This is a genomic window from Burkholderia sp. BCC0419 (assembly GCF_902830285.1).
Classification (GTDB): Bacteria; Pseudomonadota; Gammaproteobacteria; order Burkholderiales; family Burkholderiaceae; genus Burkholderia.
Genome location: NZ_CADESR010000011.1, coordinates 25,339 through 51,508, shown reverse-complemented (window position 1 = coordinate 51,508; position 26,170 = coordinate 25,339). Strand labels below are relative to the sequence as shown.

Annotated in this window: 22 protein-coding genes; 13 read left to right on the top strand and 9 right to left on the bottom strand. The window is 68.3% G+C overall.

What is annotated here, in order from left to right; genetic code table 11:
• Positions 1–12 precede the first annotated feature (12 nt).
• The 10 genes from glcD to HWW87_RS31995 all read left to right on the top strand — a co-directional run bounded on the left by glcD (position 13) and on the right by HWW87_RS31995 (position 12,180).
• Positions 13–1,512, top strand: coding sequence for a glycolate oxidase subunit GlcD (gene glcD / locus HWW87_RS32040; protein WP_175823664.1), 1,500 nt, complete (start codon positions 13–15; stop codon positions 1,510–1,512).
• Positions 1,512–2,588, top strand: coding sequence for a glycolate oxidase subunit GlcE (glcE, locus tag HWW87_RS32035; protein ID WP_175823663.1), 1,077 nt, complete (start codon positions 1,512–1,514; stop codon positions 2,586–2,588). The genes glcD and glcE overlap by 1 nt, the downstream gene beginning before the upstream one ends.
• A gap of 30 nt (positions 2,589–2,618) precedes the next feature.
• Entirely contained in the window at positions 2,619–3,839 is a 1,221-nt protein-coding gene (glcF, locus tag HWW87_RS32030; protein ID WP_175823662.1) for a glycolate oxidase subunit GlcF, read from the top strand.
• A gap of 22 nt (positions 3,840–3,861) precedes the next feature.
• Positions 3,862–4,266, top strand: coding sequence for a heme-binding protein (locus HWW87_RS32025; RefSeq protein ID WP_175823661.1), 405 nt, complete (start codon positions 3,862–3,864; stop codon positions 4,264–4,266).
• A gap of 44 nt (positions 4,267–4,310) precedes the next feature.
• Entirely contained in the window at positions 4,311–6,485 is a 2,175-nt protein-coding gene (locus HWW87_RS32020) for a malate synthase G (RefSeq protein ID WP_175823660.1), read from the top strand.
• A 541-nt stretch (positions 6,486–7,026) separates the two neighbouring features.
• Positions 7,027–8,592 carry a sensor domain-containing diguanylate cyclase gene (locus HWW87_RS32015; protein WP_175823659.1) on the top strand — a complete coding sequence of 522 codons (1,566 nt, stop codon included), beginning with the start codon at positions 7,027–7,029 and terminating at the stop codon, positions 8,590–8,592.
• Positions 8,593–8,762: 170 nt separating this feature from the next.
• Positions 8,763–10,145: a cache domain-containing protein gene (locus HWW87_RS32010; protein WP_175823658.1), complete on the top strand. Its 1,383-nt coding sequence runs from the start codon at positions 8,763–8,765 to the stop codon at positions 10,143–10,145.
• 31 nt (positions 10,146–10,176) lie between these two features.
• On the top strand, positions 10,177–10,821 hold the full coding sequence (locus HWW87_RS32005; RefSeq protein ID WP_006485936.1) for a response regulator transcription factor: 645 nt from the start codon (positions 10,177–10,179) through the stop codon (positions 10,819–10,821).
• Positions 10,822–11,023: 202 nt separating this feature from the next.
• Positions 11,024–11,587: a PAAR domain-containing protein gene (locus HWW87_RS32000; protein WP_175823657.1), complete on the top strand. Its 564-nt coding sequence runs from the start codon at positions 11,024–11,026 to the stop codon at positions 11,585–11,587.
• Positions 11,587–12,180 carry a type VI secretion system amidase effector protein Tae4 gene (locus tag HWW87_RS31995; RefSeq protein WP_175823656.1) on the top strand — a complete coding sequence of 198 codons (594 nt, stop codon included), beginning with the start codon at positions 11,587–11,589 and terminating at the stop codon, positions 12,178–12,180. The genes HWW87_RS32000 and HWW87_RS31995 overlap by 1 nt, the downstream gene beginning before the upstream one ends.
• Positions 12,181–12,871: 691 nt before the next feature.
• Here the strand turns inward: HWW87_RS31995 and HWW87_RS31990 are convergent.
• The gene (locus tag HWW87_RS31990; protein ID WP_175823655.1) at positions 12,872–13,468 is read right to left on the bottom strand and encodes an ABC transporter substrate-binding protein; all 597 of its coding nucleotides are present in this window, start codon (positions 13,466–13,468) and stop codon (positions 12,872–12,874) included.
• 326 nt (positions 13,469–13,794) lie between these two features.
• Between HWW87_RS31990 and HWW87_RS31985 the strand changes: the two genes are divergently transcribed.
• Together HWW87_RS31985 and HWW87_RS31980 are read left to right on the top strand one after the other, a co-directional pair.
• A complete protein-coding gene (locus HWW87_RS31985; RefSeq protein WP_175823654.1) occupies positions 13,795–16,428 on the top strand; it encodes an MMPL family transporter in 2,634 nt (877 codons plus the stop codon).
• On the top strand, positions 16,421–17,449 hold the full coding sequence (locus HWW87_RS31980) for a VacJ family lipoprotein (RefSeq protein ID WP_175823653.1): 1,029 nt from the start codon (positions 16,421–16,423) through the stop codon (positions 17,447–17,449). Before HWW87_RS31985 ends, HWW87_RS31980 begins: the two co-directional genes overlap by 8 nt.
• A 114-nt stretch (positions 17,450–17,563) precedes the next feature.
• Here HWW87_RS31980 and HWW87_RS31975 read toward each other — a convergent pair whose 3' ends face one another.
• The 5 genes from HWW87_RS31975 to HWW87_RS31955 all read right to left on the bottom strand — a co-directional run bounded on the left by HWW87_RS31975 (position 17,564) and on the right by HWW87_RS31955 (position 22,965).
• Positions 17,564–18,220, bottom strand: a complete 657-nt coding sequence (locus HWW87_RS31975; RefSeq protein WP_244107382.1) for a phosphorylase — start codon at positions 18,218–18,220, stop codon at positions 17,564–17,566.
• A 54-nt stretch (positions 18,221–18,274) separates the two neighbouring features.
• Positions 18,275–20,248: a squalene--hopene cyclase gene (gene shc / locus HWW87_RS31970; RefSeq protein ID WP_175823651.1), complete on the bottom strand. Its 1,974-nt coding sequence runs from the start codon at positions 20,246–20,248 to the stop codon at positions 18,275–18,277.
• A 12-nt stretch (positions 20,249–20,260) separates the two neighbouring features.
• Positions 20,261–21,514 (bottom strand): hydroxysqualene dehydroxylase HpnE, encoded by a 1,254-nt coding sequence (hpnE, locus tag HWW87_RS31965; protein WP_175823650.1) that lies wholly within the window; start codon positions 21,512–21,514, stop codon positions 20,261–20,263.
• A 13-nt stretch (positions 21,515–21,527) separates the two neighbouring features.
• Complete coding sequence (gene hpnD / locus HWW87_RS31960) at positions 21,528–22,376, bottom strand: presqualene diphosphate synthase HpnD (protein WP_174432532.1); 849 nt, start codon at positions 22,374–22,376, stop codon at positions 21,528–21,530.
• Positions 22,377–22,632: 256 nt separating this feature from the next.
• A complete protein-coding gene (locus HWW87_RS31955; protein WP_069619675.1) occupies positions 22,633–22,965 on the bottom strand; it encodes a hypothetical protein in 333 nt (110 codons plus the stop codon).
• Positions 22,966–23,156: 191 nt separating this feature from the next.
• Here HWW87_RS31955 and HWW87_RS31950 point away from each other — a divergent pair, with 191 nt between their 5' ends.
• Positions 23,157–24,041 carry an alpha/beta fold hydrolase gene (locus tag HWW87_RS31950; RefSeq protein ID WP_174387325.1) on the top strand — a complete coding sequence of 295 codons (885 nt, stop codon included), beginning with the start codon at positions 23,157–23,159 and terminating at the stop codon, positions 24,039–24,041.
• 15 nt (positions 24,042–24,056) lie between these two features.
• On the opposite strand, the gene HWW87_RS31945 is transcribed toward HWW87_RS31950, so the two are convergent.
• From HWW87_RS31945 to HWW87_RS31935, 3 genes are read right to left on the bottom strand one after another with little or no spacing between them, the layout of a single operon-like run.
• A complete protein-coding gene (locus HWW87_RS31945; protein ID WP_174387324.1) occupies positions 24,057–25,001 on the bottom strand; it encodes a diguanylate cyclase in 945 nt (314 codons plus the stop codon).
• The gene (locus HWW87_RS31940) at positions 24,998–25,624 is read right to left on the bottom strand and encodes a chemotaxis protein CheC (RefSeq protein WP_174432530.1); all 627 of its coding nucleotides are present in this window, start codon (positions 25,622–25,624) and stop codon (positions 24,998–25,000) included. Before HWW87_RS31940 ends, HWW87_RS31945 begins: the two co-directional genes overlap by 4 nt.
• Positions 25,617–25,985 carry a response regulator gene (locus HWW87_RS31935; RefSeq protein ID WP_011548759.1) on the bottom strand — a complete coding sequence of 123 codons (369 nt, stop codon included), beginning with the start codon at positions 25,983–25,985 and terminating at the stop codon, positions 25,617–25,619. The genes HWW87_RS31940 and HWW87_RS31935 overlap by 8 nt, the downstream gene beginning before the upstream one ends.
• Positions 25,986–26,170: the final 185 nt, after the last annotated feature.

Below are 26,170 nucleotides of genomic sequence, written 5' to 3'. Positions count from 1 at the left end.
CGGAGACACACAATGAGTTTCACCTACGACGAACGGATCGACGGCCCGCTGGCGACCGTCGACCGCGCCACACTCGTCGCCGCGCTGCGTGCGGCGGCGCCCGGCCTCGACGTGCTGCACGAACGCGAGGCGCTCAAGCCGTTCGAATGCGACGGGCTGGCCGCGTACCGCACGGTGCCGCTCGCGGTCGTGCTGCCCAACACGGTCGACCAGGTGCGCGCGGTGCTTCGGGTCGCGGCCGCGCACGGCGTGCCGGTCGTCGCGCGCGGCGCGGGCACCGGGCTGTCGGGCGGCGCGATGCCGCTCGAAAAAGGCATCCTGCTGGTAATGGCGAAGTTCAACCGGATTCTCGATATCGACCCCGATGCCGGCATCGCGCGCGTGCAGCCCGGCGTGCGCAACCTCGCGATCTCGCAGGCCGCCGCACCGCACGGCCTCTACTACGCGCCCGATCCGTCGTCGCAGATCGCGTGCTCGATCGGCGGCAACGTCGCCGAGAACGCGGGCGGCGTGCACTGCCTGAAATACGGGCTCACGGTGCACAACATCCTGAAGGTCGAGATCCTGACGATCGACGGCGACACGCTCACGCTCGGCGCCGATGCGCTCGATGCACCGGGCTTCGACCTGCTCGCGCTGTTCACCGGCTCCGAAGGCATGCTCGGCATCGTCACCGAAGTGACCGTGAAGCTGCTGCCGAAGCCGCCGTGCGTGAAGGTGTTGATGGCAAGCTTCGACGACGTCGCCGAGGCCGGCGTCGCGGTCGCGCGGATCATCGGCGCGGGCGTGATTCCCGGCGGCCTCGAGATGATGGACAACCTCGCGATCCGCGCGGCCGAGGACTTCATCCACGCGGGCTATCCGGTCGACGCGCAGGCGATCCTGCTGTGCGAGCTCGACGGCGCGGCCAGCGACGTCGACGAGGACGCCGAACGCGTCGCCGCGCTGCTGCGCGACGCGGGCGCAAGCGAGATTCGCGTCGCGCGCGATGAGGCCGAGCGCCAGCGCTTCTGGGCCGGCCGCAAGAACGCGTTCCCGGCGGTCGGCCGCATGTCGCCCGACTACTACTGCATGGACGGCACGATCCCGCGCCGCGAACTGCCGCGCGTGCTCGAAGGGATCGCCGCGCTGTCCGCCGAATACGGGCTGCCGGTCGCGAACGTGTTCCACGCGGGCGACGGCAACATGCATCCGCTGATCCTGTTCGATGCGAACCGGCCCGGCGAGCTCGACCGCGCGGAGGCGCTCGGCGGCAAGATCCTCGAGCTGTGCGTCGCGGCGGGCGGCAGCATCACCGGCGAGCACGGCGTCGGGCGCGAGAAGATCAACCAGATGTGCGTGCAGTTCAACGCCGACGAAATCACGTTCTTCCACGCGGTGAAGGCCGCGTTCGATCCGCAGCGCCTGCTCAATCCCGGCAAGAACATCCCGACGCTGCACCGCTGCGCCGAATTCGGCGCGATGCACGTCCATCACGGCAAGCTGCCGTTTCCCGAACTGGAGCGCTTCTGATGCGACGCGACATCGAATCGATCGACGACAGCGCGGCGCTCGTCGCGCAGGTCGACGCGGCGATCCGCGATCGCCAGCCGCTGCACATCCGCGGCGCCGGCACGAAGGCGTTCGTCGGCCGCCCGGTCGAAGGCCGCACGCTCGACGTGCGCACGCATCGCGGCGTCGTGTCGTACGACCCGACCGAACTCGTGATCACCGCGCGCGCGGGCACGCCGCTCGCCGATCTCGACGCGATGCTCGACGCGGCCGGCCAGATGCTGCCGTGCGAGCCGCCGTCGTTCGGCGGCGCGGCGACGGTCGGCGGCATGGTCGCGGCCGCGCTGTCGGGGCCGCGCCGCCCATGGGCCGGCGCGGTGCGCGACTTCGTGCTCGGCTGCCGCGTGATCACCGGCCACGCGAAACACCTGCGCTTCGGCGGCGAGGTGATGAAGAACGTCGCGGGCTACGACGTGTCGCGGCTGCTCGCGGGCAGTTTCGGGTGCCTCGGCATCGTGACCGAGGTGTCGCTGAAGGTGCTGCCGAAGCCGCGCGCGACCGGCGAGCTCGCGTTGACGCTGACGGCAAGCGAAGCCGTGCAGCGCGTCGCCGCGTGGCGTCGCGCGGGGCTGCCGCTCGCGGGCGCGTGCCACGCGGACGGCGTGCTGCGCGTGCGGATCGAAGGCGGCGAAGGCTCGGTGAAGGCTGCGCGCGACACGATCGGCGGCGACCGGATGGACGACCGCGACGATGGCTTCTGGACGCGGCTGCGCGACCTCGCGCTGCCGTTCTTCGACGATCTGCGCCCGCTGTGGCGCGTGTCGGTGCCGGCCGCCGCGCCGCTCGACGCACTCGCGGGCGCGCAGCTCGTCGACTGGGGCGGCGCGCAGCGCTGGCTGAAGACCGACGCCGCGCCGGCCGACGTGCAGCGCTTCGCCGCGCAGTGCGGCGGCCACGCGACCTGCTTCACGCCCGGTACGACGCCCGAGCCGTTCCAGCCGCTGCCGCCCGCGCTGCTGCGCGTGCATCGACAGCTCAAGGCACAGCTCGACCCGCACGCGATTTTCAATCCCGGCCGGCTCTACGCCGACTTCTGACGCGAACCCGAACCCGATCCCGATCCGCCGATGCAAACCAATCTCAGCGAAGCAAGCAAGGCCCTCGCCCGGGCCGACGAAGCGGAAGCGATCCTGCGCGCGTGCGTGCATTGCGGCTTCTGCAATGCGACCTGCCCGACCTATCAGGTGCTCGGCAACGAGCTCGACGGGCCGCGCGGCCGTATCTACCTGATCAAGCAACTGCTCGAAGGCGAACCGTGCGGCGGACGCACGCAGCAACATCTCGACCGCTGCCTGACGTGCCGCAACTGCGAGACGACCTGCCCGTCCGGCGTGCGCTATCACACGCTGCTCGACATCGGCCGCGCGGAAGCCGAGAAGCGCGTGCGACGGCCGGCGCGCGAGCGCCTGCTGCGTGCGGGGTTGCGTCATGTGGTGCCGCGCCCGGCGACGTTCGCCGCGCTGCTGAAGGCCGGCCGCGCGCTGCGCCCGCTGCTGCCCGGCACGCTGCAGGACAAGATCCCGGCCGCCGTTCCCGCGGCCGCGCCGCGCCCGGCGGTTCGCCATGCGCGGCGCGTGCTGATGCTCGAGGGCTGCGTACAGCCGTCGCTGTCGCCGAACACCAATGCGGCCGCCGCGCGCGTGCTCGACCGGCTCGGCATCAGCGTGACCCCGGCGCGCGAAGCCGGCTGCTGCGGCGCGACCGAATATCACCTGAACGCGCAGGAAGCAGGCCTCGGCCGCGCACGCCGCAACATCGACGCGTGGTGGCCCGCGATCGAGGCCGGCGCGGAAGCGATCGTGCTGACCGCGAGCGGCTGCGGCGCGTTCGTGAAGGAATACGGCGACCTGTTGCGCTCCGACCCCGTCTATGCGGAGAAGGCGCGGCGCGTCAGCGCGCTCGCGCGCGATCTGGCCGAAGTGATCGCGGCCGAGCCGCTCGACGCGCTCGCCGATGCGACGCCACGGCGCGTCGCGGTCCATTGCCCGTGCACGCTGCAGCACGCGCAGCGCCTCGGCGGCGCGGTCGAAAGCATCCTGACGCGGCTCGGCTTCGATCTGACGAATGTCGCCGACGGCCATCTGTGCTGCGGCTCGGCCGGCACCTACTCGCTGACGCAGCCCGAACTCGCGACGACATTACGCGACAACAAGCTCGATGCGCTGGAAGCCGCGCAGCCGGACCTGATTGTCACCGCCAACGTCGGCTGCCAGACTCATCTGAACGGCGCGGGTCGCACGCCCGTGCGTCACTGGATCGAGCTCGTCGACAACCGGCTGGTCAACTGACCGCCGCTTCCGGAGGAAAGCCATGCAAACGAAACCCGAACTCGAACTGGCCGATGCCGAGCGCATGCTCGCCGCGGCCCGCGCGGAAGCGGAACGCCACGGCTGGGCCGTGTCGATCGCCGTCGTCGACGATGGCGGCCACCTGCTCGCGTTCGCGCGGCTGGACGGCGCATCGCCGGCCAGCAACTACATTGCGCAGGACAAGGCGCGCGCGGCGGCGCTCGGCCGTCGCGAGACGAAGGCCTATGAGGATATGATCAACGGTGGCCGCACCGCATTTCTGAGCGCGCCGCTGACGGGGTTGCTCGAAGGCGGCGTGCCGGTCACGGTCGGCGGCCGGATCGCAGGCGCGATCGGCGTGTCTGGCGTAAAGTCCGAACAGGACGCGCAGATCGCCCGCGCTGGTACACAAAGCGTCGCGGAATAACCAGCCAAGCCGCGCGCGTTTTTTATTCCCCGGGAGGATTCACGATGATCGACCAAGCAGGACTGCAAGTCGCGCCAGCGCTGAGCCAGTTCATTGAAAACGAAGCGCTGCCGGGCACCGGCATCGACAAGGCCGCGTTCTGGAGCGGTTTCTCGGCTCTGGTGCACGACCTCGCGCCGCGCAACCGCGAGCTGCTCGCCGAACGCGACCGCCTGCAGCTGGAGCTCGACGCGTGGCATCGCGCGCACCCCGGCCCGGTACGCGACCACGCCGCGTATCGCGCATTCCTCGAACAAATCGGCTACCTCGTGCCGGTCCCGTCGAACGTCACGGCAGCCACCGCGAACGTCGACAGCGAGATCGCCACGCAGGCCGGCCCGCAGCTCGTCGTGCCGCTGTCGAACGCCCGCTATGCGCTGAACGCCGCAAACGCGCGCTGGGGCAGCCTGTACGACGCGCTGTACGGCACCGATGCGCTGCCGGAAGACGGCGGCGCCGAACGTACCGCGGCCTACAACCCGACGCGCGGCCAGCGCGTGATCGACTACGCGCGCAACGTGCTCGACAACGCGGCGCCGCTCGCGAGCGGCTCGCACCGCGATGCGCTGCGCTACCGTGTGGAGAACGGCCAGCTCGCCGTCGAAACCGGCAAGGGCGTCACGCAGCTCGCGCAGCCGGCGCAGTTCGTCGGCTACCAGGGCGCGGCCGGCGCACCGTCCGCGATCCTGCTGAAGCACAACGGCCTGCACCTCGAGATCCAGATCGATGCGTCGACGCCGATCGGCCGCGCCGATCTCGCGAACGTGAAGGACGTCGTGCTCGAAGCCGCGGTCAGCACGATCATCGACTGCGAGGATTCGGTCGCGGCGGTCGACGCCGACGACAAGGTCCAGCTCTACCGCAACTGGCTCGGCCTGATGCAGGGCACGCTGGTCGAGGAAGTCGCGAAGGGCGGCAAGAGCTTCACGCGCCGCCTGAACGCCGATCGCGAATACACGACGCCGGCCGGCGGCACGCTGTCGCTGCACGGCCGCTCGCTGCTGTTCGTGCGCAACGTCGGCCACCTGATGACCAACGGCGCGGTACTCGACCGCGACGGCAACGAGATTCCGGAAGGGATCCTCGACGGCGTCGTCACGACGCTGTGCGCGCTGCACGACCTGAAGGCCAAGCGCAATTCGCGCACGGGCTCGATCTACATCGTGAAGCCAAAGATGCACGGCCCGGTCGAAGTCGCGTTCGCCGACACGCTGTTCGCACGCATCGAGGATCTGTACAACCTGCCGCGCAACACGCTGAAGATGGGCATCATGGACGAGGAGCGCCGCACCAGCGTGAACCTCGCCTCCTGTATCGCGGCCGCCGCCGCGCGCGTCGCGTTCATCAACACTGGCTTCCTCGACCGCACCGGCGACGAGATGCACACCGCGATGGAAGCGGGCCCGATGATCCGCAAGGGCGACATGAAATCGTCCGCGTGGATCCAGTCGTACGAGCGCAACAACGTGCTCGCGGGCCTGTCGGCCGGCCTGCGCGGCCGCGCACAGATCGGCAAGGGCATGTGGGCGATGCCGGACCTGATGCACGCGATGCTCGAGCAGAAGATCGCGCATCCGCGCGCCGGCGCGAACACCGCATGGGTGCCGTCGCCGACCGCCGCGACGCTGCACGCGCTGCACTACCACCTCGTCGACGTGCAGGCCGTCCAGCAGGAACTCGAGAAGACGCCGTACGCGAGCGAGCGCGACGCGCTGCTCGAAGGGCTGCTGACCGTGCCGGTCGTCGAGCGCGCCGCGTGGAGCGAGGCCGAGATCCTGAGCGAGGTCGAGAACAACGCGCAGGGCATCCTCGGCTACGTCGTGCGCTGGGTCGAACAGGGCGTCGGCTGCTCGAAGGTGCCGGACATCCACGACGTCGGCCTGATGGAAGATCGCGCGACGCTGCGCATTTCGAGCCAGCACATCGCGAACTGGCTGCGCCACGGCGTGATCACCGAGGCGTTCGTGCTCGACGTGTTCAAGCGGATGGCCCGCGTCGTCGACCAGCAGAACGCCGGCGATCCGAACTATCGCCCGATGGCGCCCGACTACGACCAGTCGACCGCGTTCAAGGCCGCGTGCGCGCTCACGCTGCAAGGCACGTCGCAGCCGAGCGGCTATACCGAGCCGCTGCTGCATCGGTTCCGGCTCGCGTTCAAGGCGCAACAGCACGGCGCATAGACCTGCGCATGCGGGGCCCCCGCATGCCGTGAAACGGGCAGCCCTCGCGGCTGCCCGTTTTCATATGCACGTTGATCCAGCCGTTGAAACCGATAATCGGTGCATATCGCGCGCTTTCGTGTGCGACGCCCGCCCACCGTTAATCCCGGCGGCATCCGCGGCCGTACGCCGCGCAACCTTTCCCACCGCACCGCAAAGCCTTGCGCCGCAACGCTCTGCCCGATATTCGCAAGCCCGGGATGACGCCATAATTTGATCCCGATCAACGGGACGCAACATTTTCCGCGCACGCAAACACGCGCGTTATACTCCGTTGAATTCACGTCGCGATTCATCAGATGGTCGAATTGCAGCAGACATTTACCTGTGAATACAGGATTTATCGGTTTATCTGGCCGCGATTGTCGATAATCGTTGCCCGTTTTGCCCGCTGAACGGAAGGCAGGCACGGGAAGGGCTGCGCACCGGTCGCCACCGGTAGTCATACGAACAATCGCATCGGCCCGCCGCCCGGCGACGATGCCCCCCCGATCCACGGACCATGGCAGAAACCGACTACGCAATGCCCAGCGAATCCGGCCTGACGAGCCGTGTCGCCGCTCATCTGCGCCGGTTCCTGCTGCCGCACCTGATCTTCTATACGGGGCTGCTGATCGCGCTGATCCTGCTGCTCCTGTGCGGGATCGTGCTGTACGAAGGCCGCATCGACGCGCGCGACCGCTCGCGCAGCATGCAGCAGAACCTCGCACTGATGGCGTCGTGGGACATCGAGCGCAACATCGAGATCTATTCGCTGTCGCTGCAGGCGGTCGTCGAAGGCGAGAACGACCCCGAGGTGACCCGGCTGCCGATGCCGCTGCGCCGCCAGGTGCTGTTCGACCGCGCGACGACGGCCAAGTACCTCGGCGGCATCTACGTGCTCGACGCGAAGGGCGACATCTCGGTCGACGGCAAGAGCGACGCGCCGCGCAAGGCCAACTTCGGCAACGAACCGTACTTCACCGTGCACCGCGACCGCCCCGACGTCGGCCTGTACGTCAGCCCCCCGTATCATTCACGGCTGCGCGGCGGCTCGCCGAGCATCGCGCTCAGCCGGCGGATCACGCGGCCCGACGGGTCGTTCGGCGGCGTCGCGGTGATGTCGATCCGGCTCGAATATTTCCAGGACCTGTTCTCGCGCCTGTCGCTCGGCGATCGCGGCTCGATCGCGCTGATCAACACGGACGGCAGGATGGTCGCGCGCGAGCCGTACGACCCCAAGATCGTCGGCCGCGACATCAGCCGCGCGAGCACGTTCCGGCAATTCATGACCGCCAGCGAAGGCAGCTTCGCCGATACCGCATCGATCGACGGTGTGCGGCGCCTGTACGTGTTCCGGCACCTCGACGGCCTGCCGCTCATCGTCATGGTCGCGCGGTCGGAAGCGGACACCTACGCCGCGTGGTACGACCGCGCGATCCCGATCGGCTCCGCGATGGCCGTGCTCGCGATCGGCTTCGTCGGCCTGTCGCTGCTGCTCGACGTGCAACTGCGCAAGCGCCATCGCGCGGAAACCGAGCTGCAGGCGCTCGCGCGCACCGACGGCCTGACGGGCCTCGACAACCGCCGGATGCTCGACGTCACGCTCGCGCGCGAATGGCGCCGCGCCTCGCGCTCGCAACATGCGCTGTCGCTGCTGTTCATCGACGTCGACGACTTCAAGCGCTACAACGACACGCAGGGCCACCAGGCCGGCGACGACGCGCTCGCCGCGGTCGGCCGCTGCATCGCCGGCTGCCTGCGCCGCCCGGCCGACTATGCGGCGCGCTACGGCGGCGAGGAATTCGTCGTGGTGCTGCCGGACATCGACACGGACGGCGCGGTGACGATCGCCGAAACGATCCGCGCGGGCATCCTCGATCTCGGCATCCGGCACGACGCCGGCTCGGTCGGCCGCCTGACGGTGAGCATCGGCGTGACGACCAGCTATCCCGAGCGCGACGACAACATCCAGGCCGCGCTGAAGCGGGCCGACGATGCGCTGTATCGGGCGAAGGAAGGCGGGCGCAACTGCGTCGTCGTGCAGGCGGCCGCGTCGCCCGACGATCTCGAATCGCGGCGGGCCTGAGCGTACGGGCAGCGGCGGGGCGGCCACCGGGTCGCCGCCGTCCGCATGCAAAATCACCGACAATATCGGCTCGATACGCCGCCGCGCGGCCGATGCGCCCGACCGGTCCGCGCCCGACCGGTCCGCGCCTGGCCGGCCGCGCCTGGCCGGCCGCGCCGCTTCGCACCACCATGAGACTCAAGGCAAAGATCTTCCTTCTGGCCATCGTGCCGTTCCTGCTCGCGATCGCCGGCATCGGCTTCGGCGTGCGCCAGCAGGCGACGTCGCTCGCGCGCACGCAGCACGCGACGATCCAGGCCGCGTACCTGTCGAGCAAGGAAGTCGAGCTGAAACACTACGTCGAGCTCGCGACGAGCGCGATCATGCCGCTCTACGACGCGAGCGGCCGCAATGCGCGCGACGACGCGCTGCTGCGCACGCAGGCGCTCGCGATGCTGCAGAAGATGGATTTCGGCCCCGACGGCTATTTCTTCGTCTACGACCTGCACGGCAATTCGCTGATGCATCCGCGCGAGCCCGAGCGCGTCGGCCACAACTTCTGGTCGATGCGCGATCCGCAAGGCGCGCTGACGATCCAGAAGCTGATCGGCGCGGCGTCGCAGGGCGGCGGCTACGTGCGCTACGCATGGCAGCGGCCGTCGACGGGCCGCGTCGCGCCGAAGCTCGGCTACGTCGTCGCGCTCGAGCGCTGGGGCTGGATGGTCGGCACCGGCATCTATCTCGACGACGTCGACACCGTGCTGCAGCGCATCGACGCGCGCGCGTCCGCGAACATCGAGCGCACGATGAGCTGGCTCACCGCGATCGCGCTCACCGGCGCGGCGGCGATCGCCGTGTGCGCGCTGGTGCTGAACGTCAGCGAGTCGCGCAGCGCCGACGCGAAGCTCAAGCTGCTCGCGCAGCGCGTCGTCGAATCGCAGGAGCAGGAGCGCGCGCGGCTGTCGCGCGAACTGCACGACGGGATCAGCCAGATGATGGTGTCCGCGAAGCTGATGCTCGAATCCGCGCTCGCGCGCTTCGAGCGCGGCACGTCGCGCGTGCCCGAAGCCGAGCAGGCACTCGCGTCCGGCGTCGGGCGGCTCGGCGACACGCTGCGCGAAGTCCGGCGCATCTCGCATGCGCTGCGGCCGTCGATGCTCGACGATCTCGGCCTCGCGGCCGCGCTCGAGCAACTCGTGCGCGAGCTCGGCGCCGAAAGCGGCATCGACATCGGCTATACGCAGGTTGCGCACAGCGGCACGCGGCCGCTGCCCGAAGCCGTCAACACCGCGCTGTTCCGGATCGCGCAGGAAGCGCTGAGCAACATCGTGCATCATGCGCGGGCGTCGCGCGCGGCCGTCACGCTCGACGTCGGCGCGCAATCCGTCACGCTGACGATCGCCGACAACGGCTGCGGCTTCGACGCCGAACGCTCGCAGGCCGACGCACGCCGCGGCATCGGCCTGCGCAACATGCGCGAGCGCCTCGACGCGCTCGGCGGCACGCTGTCGATCGCGTCGCAGGTCGGCCACACGATCGTCGCCGCGAGCGTGCCGCTGCCCAGCGCGGCGTGACGACGCGCCCCATCACAGGAGACTTTCACGCATGAGCGCCCCCGATACCGCCCGGCCCGCCGCCCGACTGCTGCTCGTCGACGATCACCCGCTCGTGCGCGACGGCTTGCGGATGCGGCTCGAAGCGGCCGACCTGTCGGTGGTCGGCGAGGCCGGCAACGCGGACGAGGCGCTCGCGCTCGCCGCCTCGCTCGAACCCGATCTCGCGCTGATGGACGTCGGCATGAACGGAATGAACGGCATCACGCTCGCCGGCGTGTTCCACGAGCGGTTTCCGGGCATCCGCGTGCTGATGCTGTCGATGCACGACAACATCGAATACGTGACGCAGGCGGTGCGCGCCGGCGCGAGCGGCTACCTGCTGAAGGATTCGCCCGCGAGCGAGATCGTCCGCGCGATCGGCGCGGTGCTGGCCGGGCAGACGTTCTTCAGCGAAGGGCTGGCCGCGCGGATGATCCAGGCCAGCGCGACCGCGTCGCCGCTGGACCGGTTGACGCCGCGCGAACGCGACATCCTCGATGCGCTGGCCGAAGGGCTGTCGAGCAAGCAGATCGCGCAACAGACGGGGCTGTCGGTGCGCACGGTCGAGACGCACCGGCTCAACCTGAAGCGCAAGCTGGAGATCGAGGGGCAGGCCGAGCTGATCAAGTTCGCGGTCGAGCATCGGCGGCGGTAGGTCGGTACGTCAACGGCGTCCCTCTCACGATTCGCCGTCCAATTTCATACTCGTCCAATCGACCGCTCCCCGGGTCGATGGAATCCTTTCGCTTGCCGGAGGGGCGATGCCCTCACGAGCCGCGCCTTCGAGTGCGCGACGTCGTCACGCGGCACACGGCATCGCCGACATGGGTTGGCGACCGGAATCGGGGAGAGAAATCATGATGCGCCGTATCGCGGTTGTCGGCGACGCGCTGGAGACCGGGGGAAGCATTCTCGCCTATGCGGGACCGGCATTCAAATTCGGCCGTTCCGGCCACCAGGTCGCGCTGATCGGCGGGCTCGCATTCTGCGATGCATGTCAAAGCACTGGGCCGATAGCCAAGGCTGGCGGGCCACGGCGCCTCAAATTCATGGGTGAAACGGCCGCCGACGGAGACATCGTCTTGTGCGGCTGCCCGACGCCGCCAAGCATCAAGGCAACGCTCGCTGGCGAATCATGGTGTGACGACATGGCGGAAACAGCCGGCGTAGTTGCCTCCGGAAAAAATCGGGAAGGGGGCGTTGTGTCCGTAATCGCAGGCACTTACGACGAATCCGTTCACGCGGTTGGGAGTGGCGCGTCGGCGGGCTATCCGTACGTTATCGAAACGTCGGATGGCCGCATCCATCCGGGTCAACTGGACGACAGCGGGTATCTGCCTCGCATTCACACCGCAGACGAGGATGAATATGTTGTCTACTGGGGCGACGAAGCCCTCGCAAGATTGAGCGGGGACGCGTAATGCCGAACGGAAAGACAACCGTCAAGACGACCGCCGTGCCGAAATCGCACAAGGAAGTCGAGTTGGAGTCCGTGACTTTTTCCGAGCTCTGGAACAACTACGCGCACGGAAACCCGTACGACGATCCGAACGGACTGTACAGGAACCAGTGTGCGATCCGGATGAGCGTGACGCTGCACAAGGTCGGCATTGCAATGAAGTCGTTTTCGCAGAAGCGGGTTCGGCCGATGCCGGGCAAACCGACGCTGGGCCGCCTTCTGATCGACGGCAAGCCGACCGCGACTCGCGCATACGAGTTCGCGGAGTGGTTGAAGCTGCGGCCAATCGCGGGAGTACTGGCTCCCGAGAACATCACGGGACCGAATTGGGCAAGTAAGGTATCCGGTCGGACCGGAATCATATTCTTCGACGGCTATTGGCTGCAGGATGGCGACTCACCAGACAACTTGAGTGGCGGTCACGTCGACCTCTGGAACGGGAGCAAACTCACCAGCTTCGGATCAGGCGTGCGGATTTCATGGAATATAGTCCTACCGGGCATCTGGTCGGATTTCCGAAATTCGAAAACCATCTTGTTTTTTCCCGTCAAATGAAACTCGTGAATGTGGTAGCAGGCGCACTTGTCGGTGGAGCGCTCGCGACAATGATCTGCTGGGGAACGCTCTACCTTTACGGGGCATTCGTCCTGCGTGGCAAGGGAAGTCTCTTCGACACGAACCCCGAGATCGCGAATCTATTTTTCGTCACATGGGGCGGATTGATTTTAATTTTCGCAATAGCCGGTGCAATTGTCGTGACTCGCAGGAAATCCCGTTAACCATCCTACCGACGGGCAACGCAACATGAGACGCGTCGGATACTCGCTTCTGTACTGGATCGCCGGCCTGATCACTACTTGGCTCGCATGCTGGATCGGAAGCCGGATCAACTGGCGAATTCATATCGGCTTGCGACTGCCTTCGGGCCGGGACGGTTGCCATGAGATCGACCTGTGCTCACCGCCGTGGCCGCTTGTCGCTCTACTTGTCGGGTTTCTGATTGGGCCATCGCTTGGGTTTGCCTTCGCGGGCTGGAGAGTAGGGAGGCGACGGGCGACACCGCAAAAGGTACTGTGCTCCTTGGCCACATTGATTCCCCCTAGGATGCTGTTTTTTCTCGCTTCGTATGTGATTCGCTGAGTCAGCATCGCACAGTAGTCGTCCCCTCTCTACCGCTCGACTGACCTACGAATAGAAAAGGCGCCCGAAGGCGCCTTCCATGCATCCGAACTACGCGCAGCGGCGCTCAGTTCGTCCGCGAATTATGTTTCTGCAGATACGCGATCAGCCCGTCGATCCCACCCGTCGCGAGCTGGCTCTTGAATTGACCCTGGTAGACCTGGATCAGCCACGCACCCGACATGTCGATGTCGTAGATCTTCCAGTCGTTGCCGACCTTGCCGAGACGATAGCCGACCGACTGGCTGTCGCCCGGCGTCGTCACCGTCGACTGCACGAGCGCGTCGGCGCCCGATGCGCCGCCGGGCTTGAACGAGAACTTCGCGTCCTGGTTGCCGAGCTGCGCGAGCGACGCGGCGTAGGTGCGCGTCATCAGCAAGCGGAACTGCTTGTACAACTCCTGCTGCTGTTGCGGCGTGGCCTGCTTCCACGCGTCGCCGACCGCGATGCGGGTGGTGCGCTCGAAATTGGTCACGGGCAGGAAGCGCTGCTCGACGACCTGCGTGATCTTCGCCATGTCGCCGCCGCGCGCGGCCGGATCGGCCTTCATCGCATTGACGGTACCCTCGACCGCCGTGCGGACGATATCGACCGGCGCGCTCTGCGCGAAAGCGGAAATCGACACGGCGGCCGCCGCGACGAAAGCAAACAGATGACGTTTCATACGAATTTCGCACTCGATGGGAAAAAACGGCCGGCTCTTTGCATCGGCCGGTGGAGCAAAGTATACCGGGCCTGACGCCGCGTTGCCGCCCGGTGACCGACTGTTACCTTTCAGTCGCGTTTGTCACAGGCGCGCATCGGCGTGTCGACGCAGCGCCGCGCCGATTATGTAAATATCCCCATACAAATGAACCGGCCGCGCGATCCGATTGCAACGCCGGGAGCAAATATCCTTCCCGCCCCGAATCTCCCCACCGTCACGACCGTCGCCGCGCCGCGCCGGTATACTTGGCTACTTTGCCCTAGCCAGCCGCTCCCCACCGCCACATGGTGACTTCTCTCATCGTCCGACTCGTTGCGTGGTCGGTGCGCCGCCCCGTCTGGGTCGTCGTCCTGTCGCTCGCCATCGCCGCCTTCAGCGGCGTCTACGTCGCGCAGCATTTCAAGATCAACACCGACATCAGCAAGCTCGTCGATGCGGAACCGCAATGGGCCGCGCTCGGCCAGGCCGTCGACAAGGCGTTCCCGCAACGCAACGGCACGATCCTCGCGGTCGTCGAGGCGCCCGCGCCCGAATTCGCGACGGCCGCCGCGCACGCGCTGACCGAAGCCCTGCAGAAGGACGCCGACGCCGGTCGCATCGGCCCGGTTGCCGAACCGGGCGGCGGGCCGTTCTTCGAGCACAACGGGCTGCTGTTCCTGTCGCCGCAGGACGTCTCCGATACGACCGCGCAGCTCGCGAGCGCGCGCCCGCTCGTCAACGAACTCGCGAAGAACCCGAGCCTCACCGGGCTCGCCACCACGCTGTCCACCACGCTCGGCCAGCCGCTCCTGACCGGCCAGGTGAAGCTGCCCGCGATGGCGAAGCTGCTCGCGCGTAGCGCGGCGACGGTCGACGACGTGCTGGCCGGCAAGCCGGCCGCGTTCTCGTGGCGCGCGCTGGTCGACAACGATGCCGCGCGGCAGCCCGCGCGCGCGTTCGTCACCGTGCAGCCGGTGGTCAACTACGGCGCGCTGAAGGCCGGCGCGGCGACGAGCCAGGTGATCCGCGACGCGGCCCGTTCGCTCGATCTCGACAAGCGCTACGGCGCGGCCGTGCGCCTGACCGGCGAACAGCCGCTCGCCGACGACGAATTCGCGTCGGTCGAAGACGGCGCCGCGCTCAACGGCGCACTCACGCTGCTCGCCGTACTCGTGATCCTGTGGCTGGCGCTGCGCTCGAAGCGGATGATCGGCTCGGTGCTCGTCACGCTGTTCGTCGGCCTCGTCGTGACGGCCGCGCTCGGCCTCGCGATGGTCGGCTCGCTGAACATGATCTCGGTCGCGTTCATGGTGCTGTTCGTCGGCCTCGGCGTCGACTTCTCGATCCAGTACGGCGTGAAGTACCGCGAGGAACGCTTCCGCGATGAGCGCATCGATCACGCGCTGATCGGTGCCGCGCACTCGATGGGCATGCCGCTCGCGCTCGCCACCGCGGCCGTCGCGGCGAGCTTCTTCTCGTTCATCCCCACCGCGTATCGCGGCGTATCCGAGCTCGGCCTGATCGCGGGCGTCGGGATGTTCGTCGCACTGCTGACCACGCTCACGCTGCTGCCCGCGCTGCTGCGCCTGTTCGCGCCGCCGGGCGAATCGAAGACGCCGGGCTTTCCGTGGCTCGCGCCGGTCGACGATTACCTCGATCGCCATCGCAAGCCGATCCTGATCGGCACGCTCGCGGTCGTGATCGGCGCGCTGCCGCTGCTCGCGTTCCTGCATTTCGACTTCAACCCGCTGCACCTGAAGGACCCGAACAGCGAATCGATGGCGACGCTGCTCGCGCTGAAGGATTCGCCGGAAGCCGCCGTCAACGACGTCACGCTGCTCGCGCCGTCGCTCGCGCAAGCCGATGCGGCCGCGAAGCGCCTCGACGCGCTGCCCGAAGTCGGCCGCACGACCACGCTGTCGACCTTCATCCCCGCCGACCAGCCGGCCAAGCGCGCGGCGATCGCCGCGGCCGCGAGCGAGCTGCTGCCCGCGCTGACGCAGCCGGCCGCGCCGCCCGCGACCGACGCGCAACGCGTGGCCGCGCTCAAGCGCGTGTCGGATCTCCTGAGCTATGCGGCCGAAGATCACCCGGGCCCGGGCGCAGCGGCCGCGCAGCACCTGTCCGCGTCGCTCGCGAAGCTCGCCGCCGCCGACAGCGCGACGCGCGACCGTGCCGAACGTGCGTTCTCCGATACGCTGCGCATCGCGCTCAACCAGCTCGCCTCGCTGCTGCAGCCGCAGGACATCACGCGCGAATCGCTGCCGCCGCAGGTGGTGCGCGACTGGGTCGCGCCGGACGGCCACGCGCTCGTGCAGATCTCGCCGAAAGTGCCGAAGGGCGTCGACCCGAACGACGACACGATGCTGCGCCGTTTCGCCAAGGCCGTGAAGGCCGCGGAACCGGGCGCGACCGGCGGGCCGATCTCGATCCTGCATTCGGCCGACACGATCATCAACGCGTTCCTGCATGCGGGGCTGTGGTCGATCATCTCGATCACGATCCTGCTGTGGGTCACGCTGCGCCGCTTCGGCGACGTACTGCGGACGCTGGTGCCGCTGCTCGTGTCGGGCATCGTGACGCTCGAGATGTGCGTCGTGCTCGGCATGTCGCTGAACTTCGCGAACATCATCGCGCTGCCGCTGATGCTCGGCGTCGGCGTCGCGTTCAAGGTGTATTTCGTGATGGCGTGGCGCGCGGGGCAGACGGGGCTGCTGCATTCGAGCCTCACGCACGCCGTGCTGTTCAGCGCCGCGACGACGGCGACCGCATTCGGCAGCCTGTGGCTATCGCACCATCCGGGCACGTCGAGCATGGGCAAGCTGCTCGCGCTGGCCCTGACCTGTACGCTGATCGGCGCCGTGGTGTTCCAGCCCGTCCTGATGGGCAAACCGCGCGTCAACCGCGCCAAGAACCAATCGCAAGGAATCAATGAATAAGGTGCGAATCATTGCGGCGACCGTCGCCGCCAGCGCGATGCTGACCGGCTGCGCGACGGGACCGAACCGCAATCCCAACGACCCGCTCGAGCCGATGAACCGGGCGATGTACAAGTTCAACGACACGGTCGACACGAACATCGCCCAGCCGATCGCGAAGGGCTACCAGAAAGTCACGCCGACCCCGGTGCGCACCGCGATCAGCAACTTCTTCTCGAACCTCGGCGATCTCGGCAACATGGCGAACAACCTGCTGCAGTTGCGCATCACCGATGCGACGCAGGATCTGATGCGCGTGGCGATGAACTCGGTGTTCGGCGTCGCCGGCCTGATCGACATCGCGACGCCGGCCGGGCTGCCGAAGCATCACCAGGATTTCGGGCTGACGATGGCGCGCTGGGGCATGCCGTCCGGCCCGTACCTCGTGCTGCCCGTGTTCGGGCCGAGCACGATCCGCGACGGCGTCGGCCGCGCGGTGGACGTGCGCTTCAACCTGCTGAACTATATCGAGCCGGCCGCGCGCAATCCGATGTACATCGCGCAGTTCATCAGCGCGCGTTCGGACCTGCTCGGCGCGACCGACCTGCTGAAGCAGGCCGCGCTCGATCCGTATTCGTTCGTGCGCGATGCGTATCTGCAACAGCGCAAGTCGCTGACGTACCGGAGCCAGTCGTCGTCGGCCGCGCTGCCGAGCTACAACGAACCGGGTGAAGCGGGCGCCGTGCCGGCCGCGACACCCGCCATGCCGGGGCTGCCGAACTACGAGGATCCGGGCGACGCGGGTGGCGCATCGGGCGCGGCGCCGAACAACGCACCGGCCGCGCCGGGATTGCCGCAGTACGACGACCCGGGTGCGGACAATGCGATGCCGGCGAGTGCGCCTGCTGCTGCGCCGGTCGCTGCGTCGGCGGCTGCACCGGCGGCCGCTTCGGCTGGTGCGACGACAGTGCCGGCCGCCAATGGCGCGCCGATCGCGCCGGCGATGCCGACGCTGCCCGCGAGCGGTCCGGCCGTGCAGTAACGTCGCAACGGCGGCCGCGCAAAAGCAAAGAGCGCTGCATGATGCAGCGCTCTTTTTTTGTCCGCGCGAAACGGCAAACCGGAAAGCGGGGAAGAGGGCAGCGGCGCGTGCCGCTCAGACGATCCGCATCGCGCCCGCCCGCTCGAACGCGTGCCGCGCCTGGATCAGCGTCGTACGCGCCGCGCGCGCGTCGCTGGCGACCTGCAGCAGCGGGCCGAGCTGCGACGGCTGCTTCAGCAGTTCGCGCAGGATCGGCAGGATCGCCGTGCTGCCGTCGTCGCGCAGGCCTGCCGTTGCCGCACGCGGCAGCGTGCGCCACGCCGGATCGACGATCGCGCGGCACACCGCGAACGGCACGCCGCGCGCGGCCGCGAAGGCCGCGGCGATGTGCGACTCCATGTCGACGGCCAGCGCGCCCTTCGCGTGATGCAGCGACGCCTTGTCCTGTTCGCTGACGACCGGCGCGCCGACGGCCGCGATCGTGCCGCGCGTGACGCGCGCCCACACCGGCGTGTCGTGCAGCGCGGCGACGAGCCGCGTGCTCCAGCCCGCATCGGTCTCCACGCGGCCGAACGGCCCGTCGATCGCGTTCGCGATCACGAGCGCGCCGGGCGCCAGATCCGGCGCGAGGCCGCCCGCCGTGCCGAAGCTGACGATGCCCGCGCAACCGCGCGCGGTCGCATCGGTCAGCGCGCGTTCGAGCCGGTCGGCCCGCGCGGCGAACACGGCCTCGACGCCGTCGCCGCGCGCGATGCGCGCCTCGAACGCCATCCCCGTGACCGCGATGACGGGCAATGCGCCGTTGTGCCGTGACACGCCCACGCGTTACATCCCCACCGTGACGCGGGTCGCGTTGTCGCGCTTCAGGTTGCGGTAGCGCGCCAGCGCCCACAGCGGGAAGAACTTGCGATAGCCGTGGTAGCGCAGGTAGAACACGCGCGGGAAGCCGGTCGCCGTGAAGCGCGTCTCGTCCCACAGGCCTTCTTCGTTCTGCTGGGCGACCAGGTAGTCGACGCCGCGCGCCACGGCCGGGTTGTTCACTTCGCCGGCCGCCATCAGGCCGAGCAGCGCCCAGGCCGTCTGCGACGCCGTGCTCGGCGCCTGCTCGAAACCGCGGTAGTTCAGCTTGTAGCTGTCGCCGTCCTCGCCCCAGCCGCCGTCCTTGTTCTGGATCGACAGCAGCCACTGCGCACCGCGCTTCATGCGCGGATCGTCCGGCGTCAGGCCGGCCGCGTTCAGCGAGCACAGCGCGGTCCACGTGCCGTACACGTAGTTCATCCCCCAGCGGCCGTACCAGCTGCCGTCCGGCTCCTGTTCCCTCAGCATGTAGTCGAGCGCGCGGCGGGCCGGCTCGCTGTTCAGCGGCGTCTCGCCGAGCTGCGACAGCATCGACAGGCAGCGGCCCGACACGTCGGCCGTCGGCGGATCGAGCAGCGCGCCGTGATCGGAGAACGGGATGTTGTTCAGGTAGTACTGCGTGTTTTCCGGTTCGAACGCGCCCCAGCCGCCGTCGCTGCTCTGCATGCCGACGACCCATTCGCGCGCACGCGCCATCGATTCGCGATACGTATCCGACTGCTCGAGCTTCTGCGCGCGATCCATCGCAATCACGACCACGGCCGTATCGTCGACGTCCGGGTAGTGCGCGTTCGCGTACTGGAACGCCCAGCCGCCGGGCCGCACGTTCGGGCGGCGCGAGATCCAGTCGCCGCGCACGTCGAGAATCTGCAGCGGGCGCAGCCATTCGAGGCCGCGCAGCACGGCTGCCTGCGCGCGCGCATCGCCGGTTTCCAGCAGCGCATGCGCGACGAGCGACGTATCCCACACGGGCGACAGGCACGGCTGGCAATACGCTTCGTCCTCCTGCACGACGAGCAGCTTCTCGAGCGCCTTGCGCGCGATCGCGCGGTTCGGATGATCTTCCGCGTAGCCGAGCACGTCGTACATCATCACCGCGTTGGCCATCGCCGGATAGATCGCGCCGAGGCCGTCCTCGCCGTTCAGGCGCTCGTCGACGAACGACACGGCCTGACGGATCGCGCGTTCGCGCGTATAGCTCGGGAACAGGCCGTCGACCGCGCGCAGCGCATGGTCGACCACGCGGAAGAACGCGAACCAGCCGGCGCTCTGATGGCCCTGGCGCGGCAGCAGCCCGGCGTTGACGGGCGGATCGATGAACAGCTCGTCGATGCGCACGCCGCGCGGGTTCTTCGCGAGCGGACGCTTCGCGTTCAGCACCAGCAGCGGCACGATCACGGTGCGCGCCCAGTACGACACCTTCGACAGGTGGAACGGGAACCACTGCGGCAGCAGCATGATCTCGACCGGCATCATCGGCACCGCGCGCCACGGAATCGCACCGTACAGCGCGAGCTGGATGCGCGTGAACACGTTCGACATCTCGGCGCCGCCCATCGCGTGGATCGCGCGGCGCGCACGCTGCATGTGCTCGGCGTTCTCGTCGTCGCCGATCACCTTCAGCGCGAAGTACGCCTTCACGCTCGCACTGATGTTCGGCGCGCCGTCGGTAAACAGCGGCCAGCCGCCGTCGGCCTGCTGGATGCGGCGCAGATACTTGCCGATCTTCTGTTCGAGCTCGAGGTTCGGCGTCTCGCCCAGATAGTGAACGAGCAGCACGTATTCGGCGGGAATCGTCGAATCGGCTTCGAGTTCGTAGACCCAGTGTCCGTCCGGTTGCTGCGCGGCCAGCAGTGCGTCGGTCGCACGCGCGACAGCCGCGTCGACGTCGGCCGGCACGGCGCCGGCGGACAAGCTAGCCATTTCGGTGAGATCGTTCATCGGTCCCTCTCTTTATTGCGTCTGGAGCACGTCCGCGGCCAACTGGCCGGAACGGATCGCGCCCTCGATCGTGGCGGGCAAGCCGGTGGCAATCCAGTCGCCCGCGAGTACAAGATTGGTCCAGCGCGTACGCACGGCCGGACGTTTCATTTCCTGCGACGGCACCGCCGCAAAGCCCGCGCGCGGCTCGACGACGAGCTGCCACGCAGGGATGGTTTCCGGGTTCGCGCCGGTCACGCGCGCGACGTCTTCCCAGATGCGCCGCGCGAGCGTGTCGCGCGGCATGTCGAGCCAGCGGCCCGCATCGCGGATCGTCGCCGCGAGCTGGCCGTCGCCGGTCCGCACCGCATCGACGACACCGTTGACGACGGTCGTCTGCAGCGGATTGCCGGCCGGCTTGTCGACCGCGAAATACGCGGTCACGACCGCGCTGAACGTGTCGGGCGCGGTGAGTTCGGGCACGAGCGGCTGCGCAACCTCGGGCGGCACGGCCAGCACGACCGCGTCGCCGGGCGCGAGATCGATGCGCTCGCCGCCGACCGACACCGCATCGACCGCATTGCCGTGCGCGCCGAATTCGAACGCGTCGAGCCGCGAATTCAGGCGGATCTGTGCGCCGCCGTACTGCAGCATCCGCAGCGCCGGTTCGACGAACGCGCTGCCGAGCCCGCGGCGCGCGACGAGCGGACGGCAGCCGAGGCCGCCCGCGGCAAACGTGCTGCGCAGCGCGGCGCGCGCGAGCTCGGCGCTCGCGTGGCGCGGCTCGATATTCAGCACCCCGAGGAAAAACGGTCGCAGCCAGCGATCCCACAGCACGCCGTCGCATCGCATCGTCTGCGCGAGCGAGCGGCCCGTGCGCGCGAACGCGAGCGGGGCCAGCGCGAGGTAGTCGAGCGGCGTCGTGCCCGGCGCGCGCGACGCGGCATCGAACAGCCACGACGGCCAGCGGCCGTTGCCGAAACGCAGCGTCCAGCGCTGCTGCGAAGCGATGTCCATGACCGGGAATTCAGCCAGCGCGGGCCCCGCGAGCTGATCGGCCGCGCCGATCGCGCGCAGGTAGCGCTGCGTCGCGGGCTGTCCCGCGAAAACCGTATGCAGCCCGCTGTCGAGCGTCGTGTTCAGCGTCCCGTCGAACCACGAGCGGCAACGGCCGCCCGCGTGTGCGTGCGCGTCGTGCAGCACGATGCGCCGCCCGCGGCGTTGCAACTCGACCGCGGCCGACAGGCCCGCGAGTCCTGCGCCGATCACGTGGACGGTTCTGGGCATCGCGTCGGTCGACTCAGAACAGCGCGTAGCGCGCGGCGATCATCAGCATGCGCGCCTTCGGCTTGCGCAGCGGCGCGCGCGGCGCGGCAAAGCCGCGTGCGATCGCGGCCTCGAGAATGCAGCGATACGCGCCCGACATGATGCGCGGCGCCTTCACCTGCGCACGCGGGCAGGTGTCCATCACCGCGTCGGCCTGGCGGAAGTGCTCGAGCGCGCGCTCGACGAGCGTCGCGCACACGCGCGGCAGCGCCGGATCGCGCACGATCGTCGCCGGATCGGTGATCGCGATGCCTTCGCGCGCGAGCAGCTCGCGCGGCAGGTAGCACCGGTTGATCGCCGCGTCGTCGTCGATGTCGCGCAGGATGTTCGTCAGTTGCAGCGCGCGGCCGAGGTGGTGCGACAGCGTGATCCCTTCGGCTTCCGGCATCCCGAAGATCCTCACCGACAGCCGGCCGGCCGCGCTCGCCACGCGATCGCAGAAGAGGTCGAGCGTCGGCTCGTCGGGCGCGCAGATGTCTTCCACCGCGTCCATCGCCATCCCGTCGATCATCGCGTGGAAATCGTCGCGCTGCAGGTTGAACGCGCGGATCTCGCGATCGAGCGCGGCCAGGTGGCGCGGCGGGCGGCCGGCGAAGCATGCGTCGATGTCCGCGCGCCAGCGATCGAGGCCCGCGTTGCGCTCGGCGCGCGGCAGGTCGCTGTCGGCGATGTCGTCGACCGCGCGGCAAAACGCGTAGACCTGGAACATCGCATCGCGCTGCACGGCCGGCAGGATGCGCATCGCCAGATAGAAGGAGCTGCCCGATGTGACGGCAGCGGCGTCGGTTTCTTGTTCGTCCACGACGGAATGGGAAACGGCCAAGACGAGCTCCACGGAGACACCCACGCGGGGCGATTGAAGAAGCCATGCCCGGCTGGGATGGTCAGGACGTCAATGCGTGCGAGATATGCGAACGATCGACGCAGACAGGCACAAATTACCGGCCGGAAGCCGGAATTGGCCGAAAGTATAGCAATCTTTGAAGTTCGATGGCGGACACGCGCCATGTGTGGCGGGGCATCGAGCGCCACCGGCAGGCCTCTGCGGCCGCCTCCGCGAACGGGCGTCGCGCGGCGCGTCAGCCGTAAACGATGTCGCGCTGCAGGTCGAGCGCGATGAGCCCCATTTCGCGCGTGAGCTGCAGCATCGAGCGGCGCTCGAGGCGCGAGCCCATGAAGCTCGTCACGCGGCCGTCAGGCTCGGCGGTGAACTGGAAAACCGCGCCGCCCGTACCGAACCACGCGCCCGGCACGTCGGGCGATTCCTGCCAGTCGATCTGCTCGAACACGCGCGCGATGCCCTCGCGCACCAGGGCGCCCGGGCCGATCGGCGGCGCGATGTCGCCCAGATCGTCGAGCGAATAGGGGCCGGGTTTGTTCGGCTTCCGGTAGAAGAGATAGTCGACGTTCATGGGGAGCAATCGCAAGCAAAACAACAAATTAGCGCGCTTCGGCACAAATTCAAATCGGATCCGGACGAAATGTGGCCTGCGCGACACAAAGGGACGGATCGTTGCCCGATCAGGAAACGCGCCGCGCGATCGCGTCTCGATGCCGGCGGGTTCGTCTAAGATGACACCTTTCTCGAAAAAATACGGACACCATGGAGACGAACGACACCGCCACCCCGCAGTCCGATCATCCCGTTTTCGTGCTCGTGCACGGCGCGTGGCATGGCGCGTGGTGCTACGCGCACGTGGCGGACGCGCTCGCTGCGCGCGGCTACCTGTCGATCGCGCGCGACCTGCCCGCGCACGGCATCCATGCGCGCTTTCCCGCGTCGTATCTCGCACGGCCGCTCGACAAGGACGCGTTCGGCGCCGAGCCGTCGCCGGTCGCGAACACGACGCTCGACGACTACGCGACGCAGGTGATGCAGGCCGTCGACGACGCGTACGCGCTCGGCCGCGGCAAGGTCGTGCTGGTCGGGCACAGCATGGGCGGCCTCGCGATCACGGCGGCTGCCGAACGCGCGCCGGAGAAGATCGCGAAGCTCGTCTATCTCGCGGCCTTCATGCCCGCGTCGGGCGTGCCGGGCCTCGACTACGTGCGCGCGCCGGAAAACAAGGGCGAGCTGCTCGGCCCGCTGATGCTCGCGAGCCCGCGCGTGGCCGGTGCGCTGCGCATCGATCCGCACAGCGGCGACGCCGCGTATCGCGACTCGATGAAGCGCGCGTTGTACGAAGACGTGCCGCAGGCCGACTTCGACGCGGTCACGAACCTGATGAGCTGCGACGTGCCGGCCACGCCGTTCGCGACCGCGATCCCGACGACCGCCGCACGCTGGGGGGCGATCGACCGTCACTACATCAAGTGCCTGCAGGATCGCGTGATCCTGCCCGCGCTGCAGCAGCGCTTCATCGACGAAGCCGACGCGTTCGCGCCCGGCAACCCGACCCACGTGCATCAGCTCGACAGCAGCCACTCGCCGTTCGTGTCGGAGCCGGCCGTGCTGGCCGGCGTGCTCGCCGACATCGCGAAAAGCTGAGCGGGGCGGGTGCGGTCAGTCAGGCGTATACGCGACCGACCGATCGCGCCCGAGCCGCTTCGCACGATAGAGCGCGGCGTCGGCCTCGCTGACGAGCACGTCGCAGGTCAGCGCGCCGGCTTTCGCGCACGCGCCGCCGACGCTCGCCGTGACCGGCACGCTGACGCCCTCGGCATCGACCGGCGTGCTGCCGATCGCCTCGCGCACCTTGTCGGCCACCCGCATCGCCTCGTCGAGATTCGTGCACGGCAGCAGCAGCGCGAATTCCTCGCCGCCGAAACGGCCGAACGTATCCTGCGCGCGCACGATCGACGCGACGCGGCGCGCCGTCTCGCGCAGCACGGCGTCGCCGGCCGCATGCCCGAAGCGGTCGTTGATCGTCTTGAAGTGGTCGAGGTCGAACAGCAGCACCGACAGGTCGCTGCCGTAGCGCTGCCAGCGCGCGAATTCGTCGCCGAGCCGCGCCTCGAAGAAGCGCCGGTTCGCGATGCCGGTCAGCCCGTCGCGATTCGCGTGCTCGCGCAGCTTCGCGACCGCTTCCTCGCGCTCTCTTTGCATCACGCTCACATGCGTGACGTCCGAGATCGTCACGCACACGGCCTCGACGTCGCGGCCGCGCGTGAGCGGCATGAACGTGCAGTCCTGCTGCATGTAGTCGACGCCGCCCGTGATCGGCCGGTCGTGCTCGAAGCGGAACAGGTAGGGCCGCTGCTCCCACGAGCTGAAGGCGAAGCTGCCGAGCTGGAACACGCTCTCGAGCTTGCGCGACAACCACGCGCGCGGCAGGTCGGGAAAGCGGTCGAACAGGTTGCGGCCGATCACGTCGGCCGCCGGGATGCCGCTGTGGTCCTGCATGAAGCGATTCCACATCAGGACGGTCATCGAACGGTCGAGCACGAACAGGCCGAAGCCGACCCGCTCGATCACGAGGTCGCTCAGCGACGGGGCGGCGGCCGTCATAGCGCGGACAGCAACGCGTCGAGCGCGTCGCCCATCAGCCGCATCGAATCCTCGGCCATCAGCATCACGAAATGTGCGCGGAACGTGTGATCCTCGAGCCCGAAGTTCACCTCGAGCAGCAGCGCGACGCTCCACGCGAGATCGTTCGGCTGGAAGACATCGTCGAACGACACGTTCGCGCCGAGCAGCCCCGGCGGAAAGAACACGGGCTTGCGGCCGAGTTCGTCGAGAATCGACGCGACGCAGGCGCCCATCAGCACGTTCGCGACGTCGAACACGACCTCGTCCGGCGTCGCCATCCCGCCGTACACGCCGTCGCCGAACGTGCGGTCGACGACCGACATGAGCCGCGCGACGCCCGCCGTGCGGCACAGCACGATCGCCTCGCCCTTGATGTCGGAACGGAAGCCCTGGCGCACGGCGGTCACGTTGTCGTGGATACCCGTCATCTCGCGCAGCGCGTCGCCCGCGTCGGCCGCTTTCACGACGCGCACGCGCGGCACCGACAGCTCGATGAAGCGCCCGAGCAGCAACGCAAGCCGCGCAGCGGCGCGGCCCATTGCAAGGTTGGCGATTTCCTGCAACGCGTCGCGTTGCTCCGCCGTGAACACCGATTCAGGCATACAACCCATACTCCTTGAGAATGGGCAGCAATGCCTCCGACGTCACGGGCTTGGCAACGAATGCGATCGCGCCCAATTCACGCACGCGTGCTTGCGCTTGCGGCTGGATATCGGCGGATACCACGATCACGAACGTGTTCAGATCTTCGTGGCGCAGTGTTTCCAGGACCTGATATCCGCTCATGTCGGGCATCGTCAGGTCCAGAAACATCACGGAAGCTTTGCCGTCACGATAGAGCGCCAAGGCCTCGCGACCATTCGCTGCATACGCGACGTCAACGTCCCAATCTCCCGGCAGCGCCTTTGTCAGCAGTTTGCGAGCAAGCAGCGAATCGTCGGCAATTACAATCGGCAAAGGCATGGGGCGATGCTGTATACGGAATGGTCTCTCTCGCGTTAACGACCGCGCGGCCCATTTCTTTAGTGCCATGCGTTTCGGGCGCGGGCAACCGCCTTGCGGCCGCGCACGGGCGCCGCGACGCGGGTGCGCGCGACGCACCGCGCGGCAATCGCCGGCGGGCGCATGTATCTGTCATAGGGAAAGCA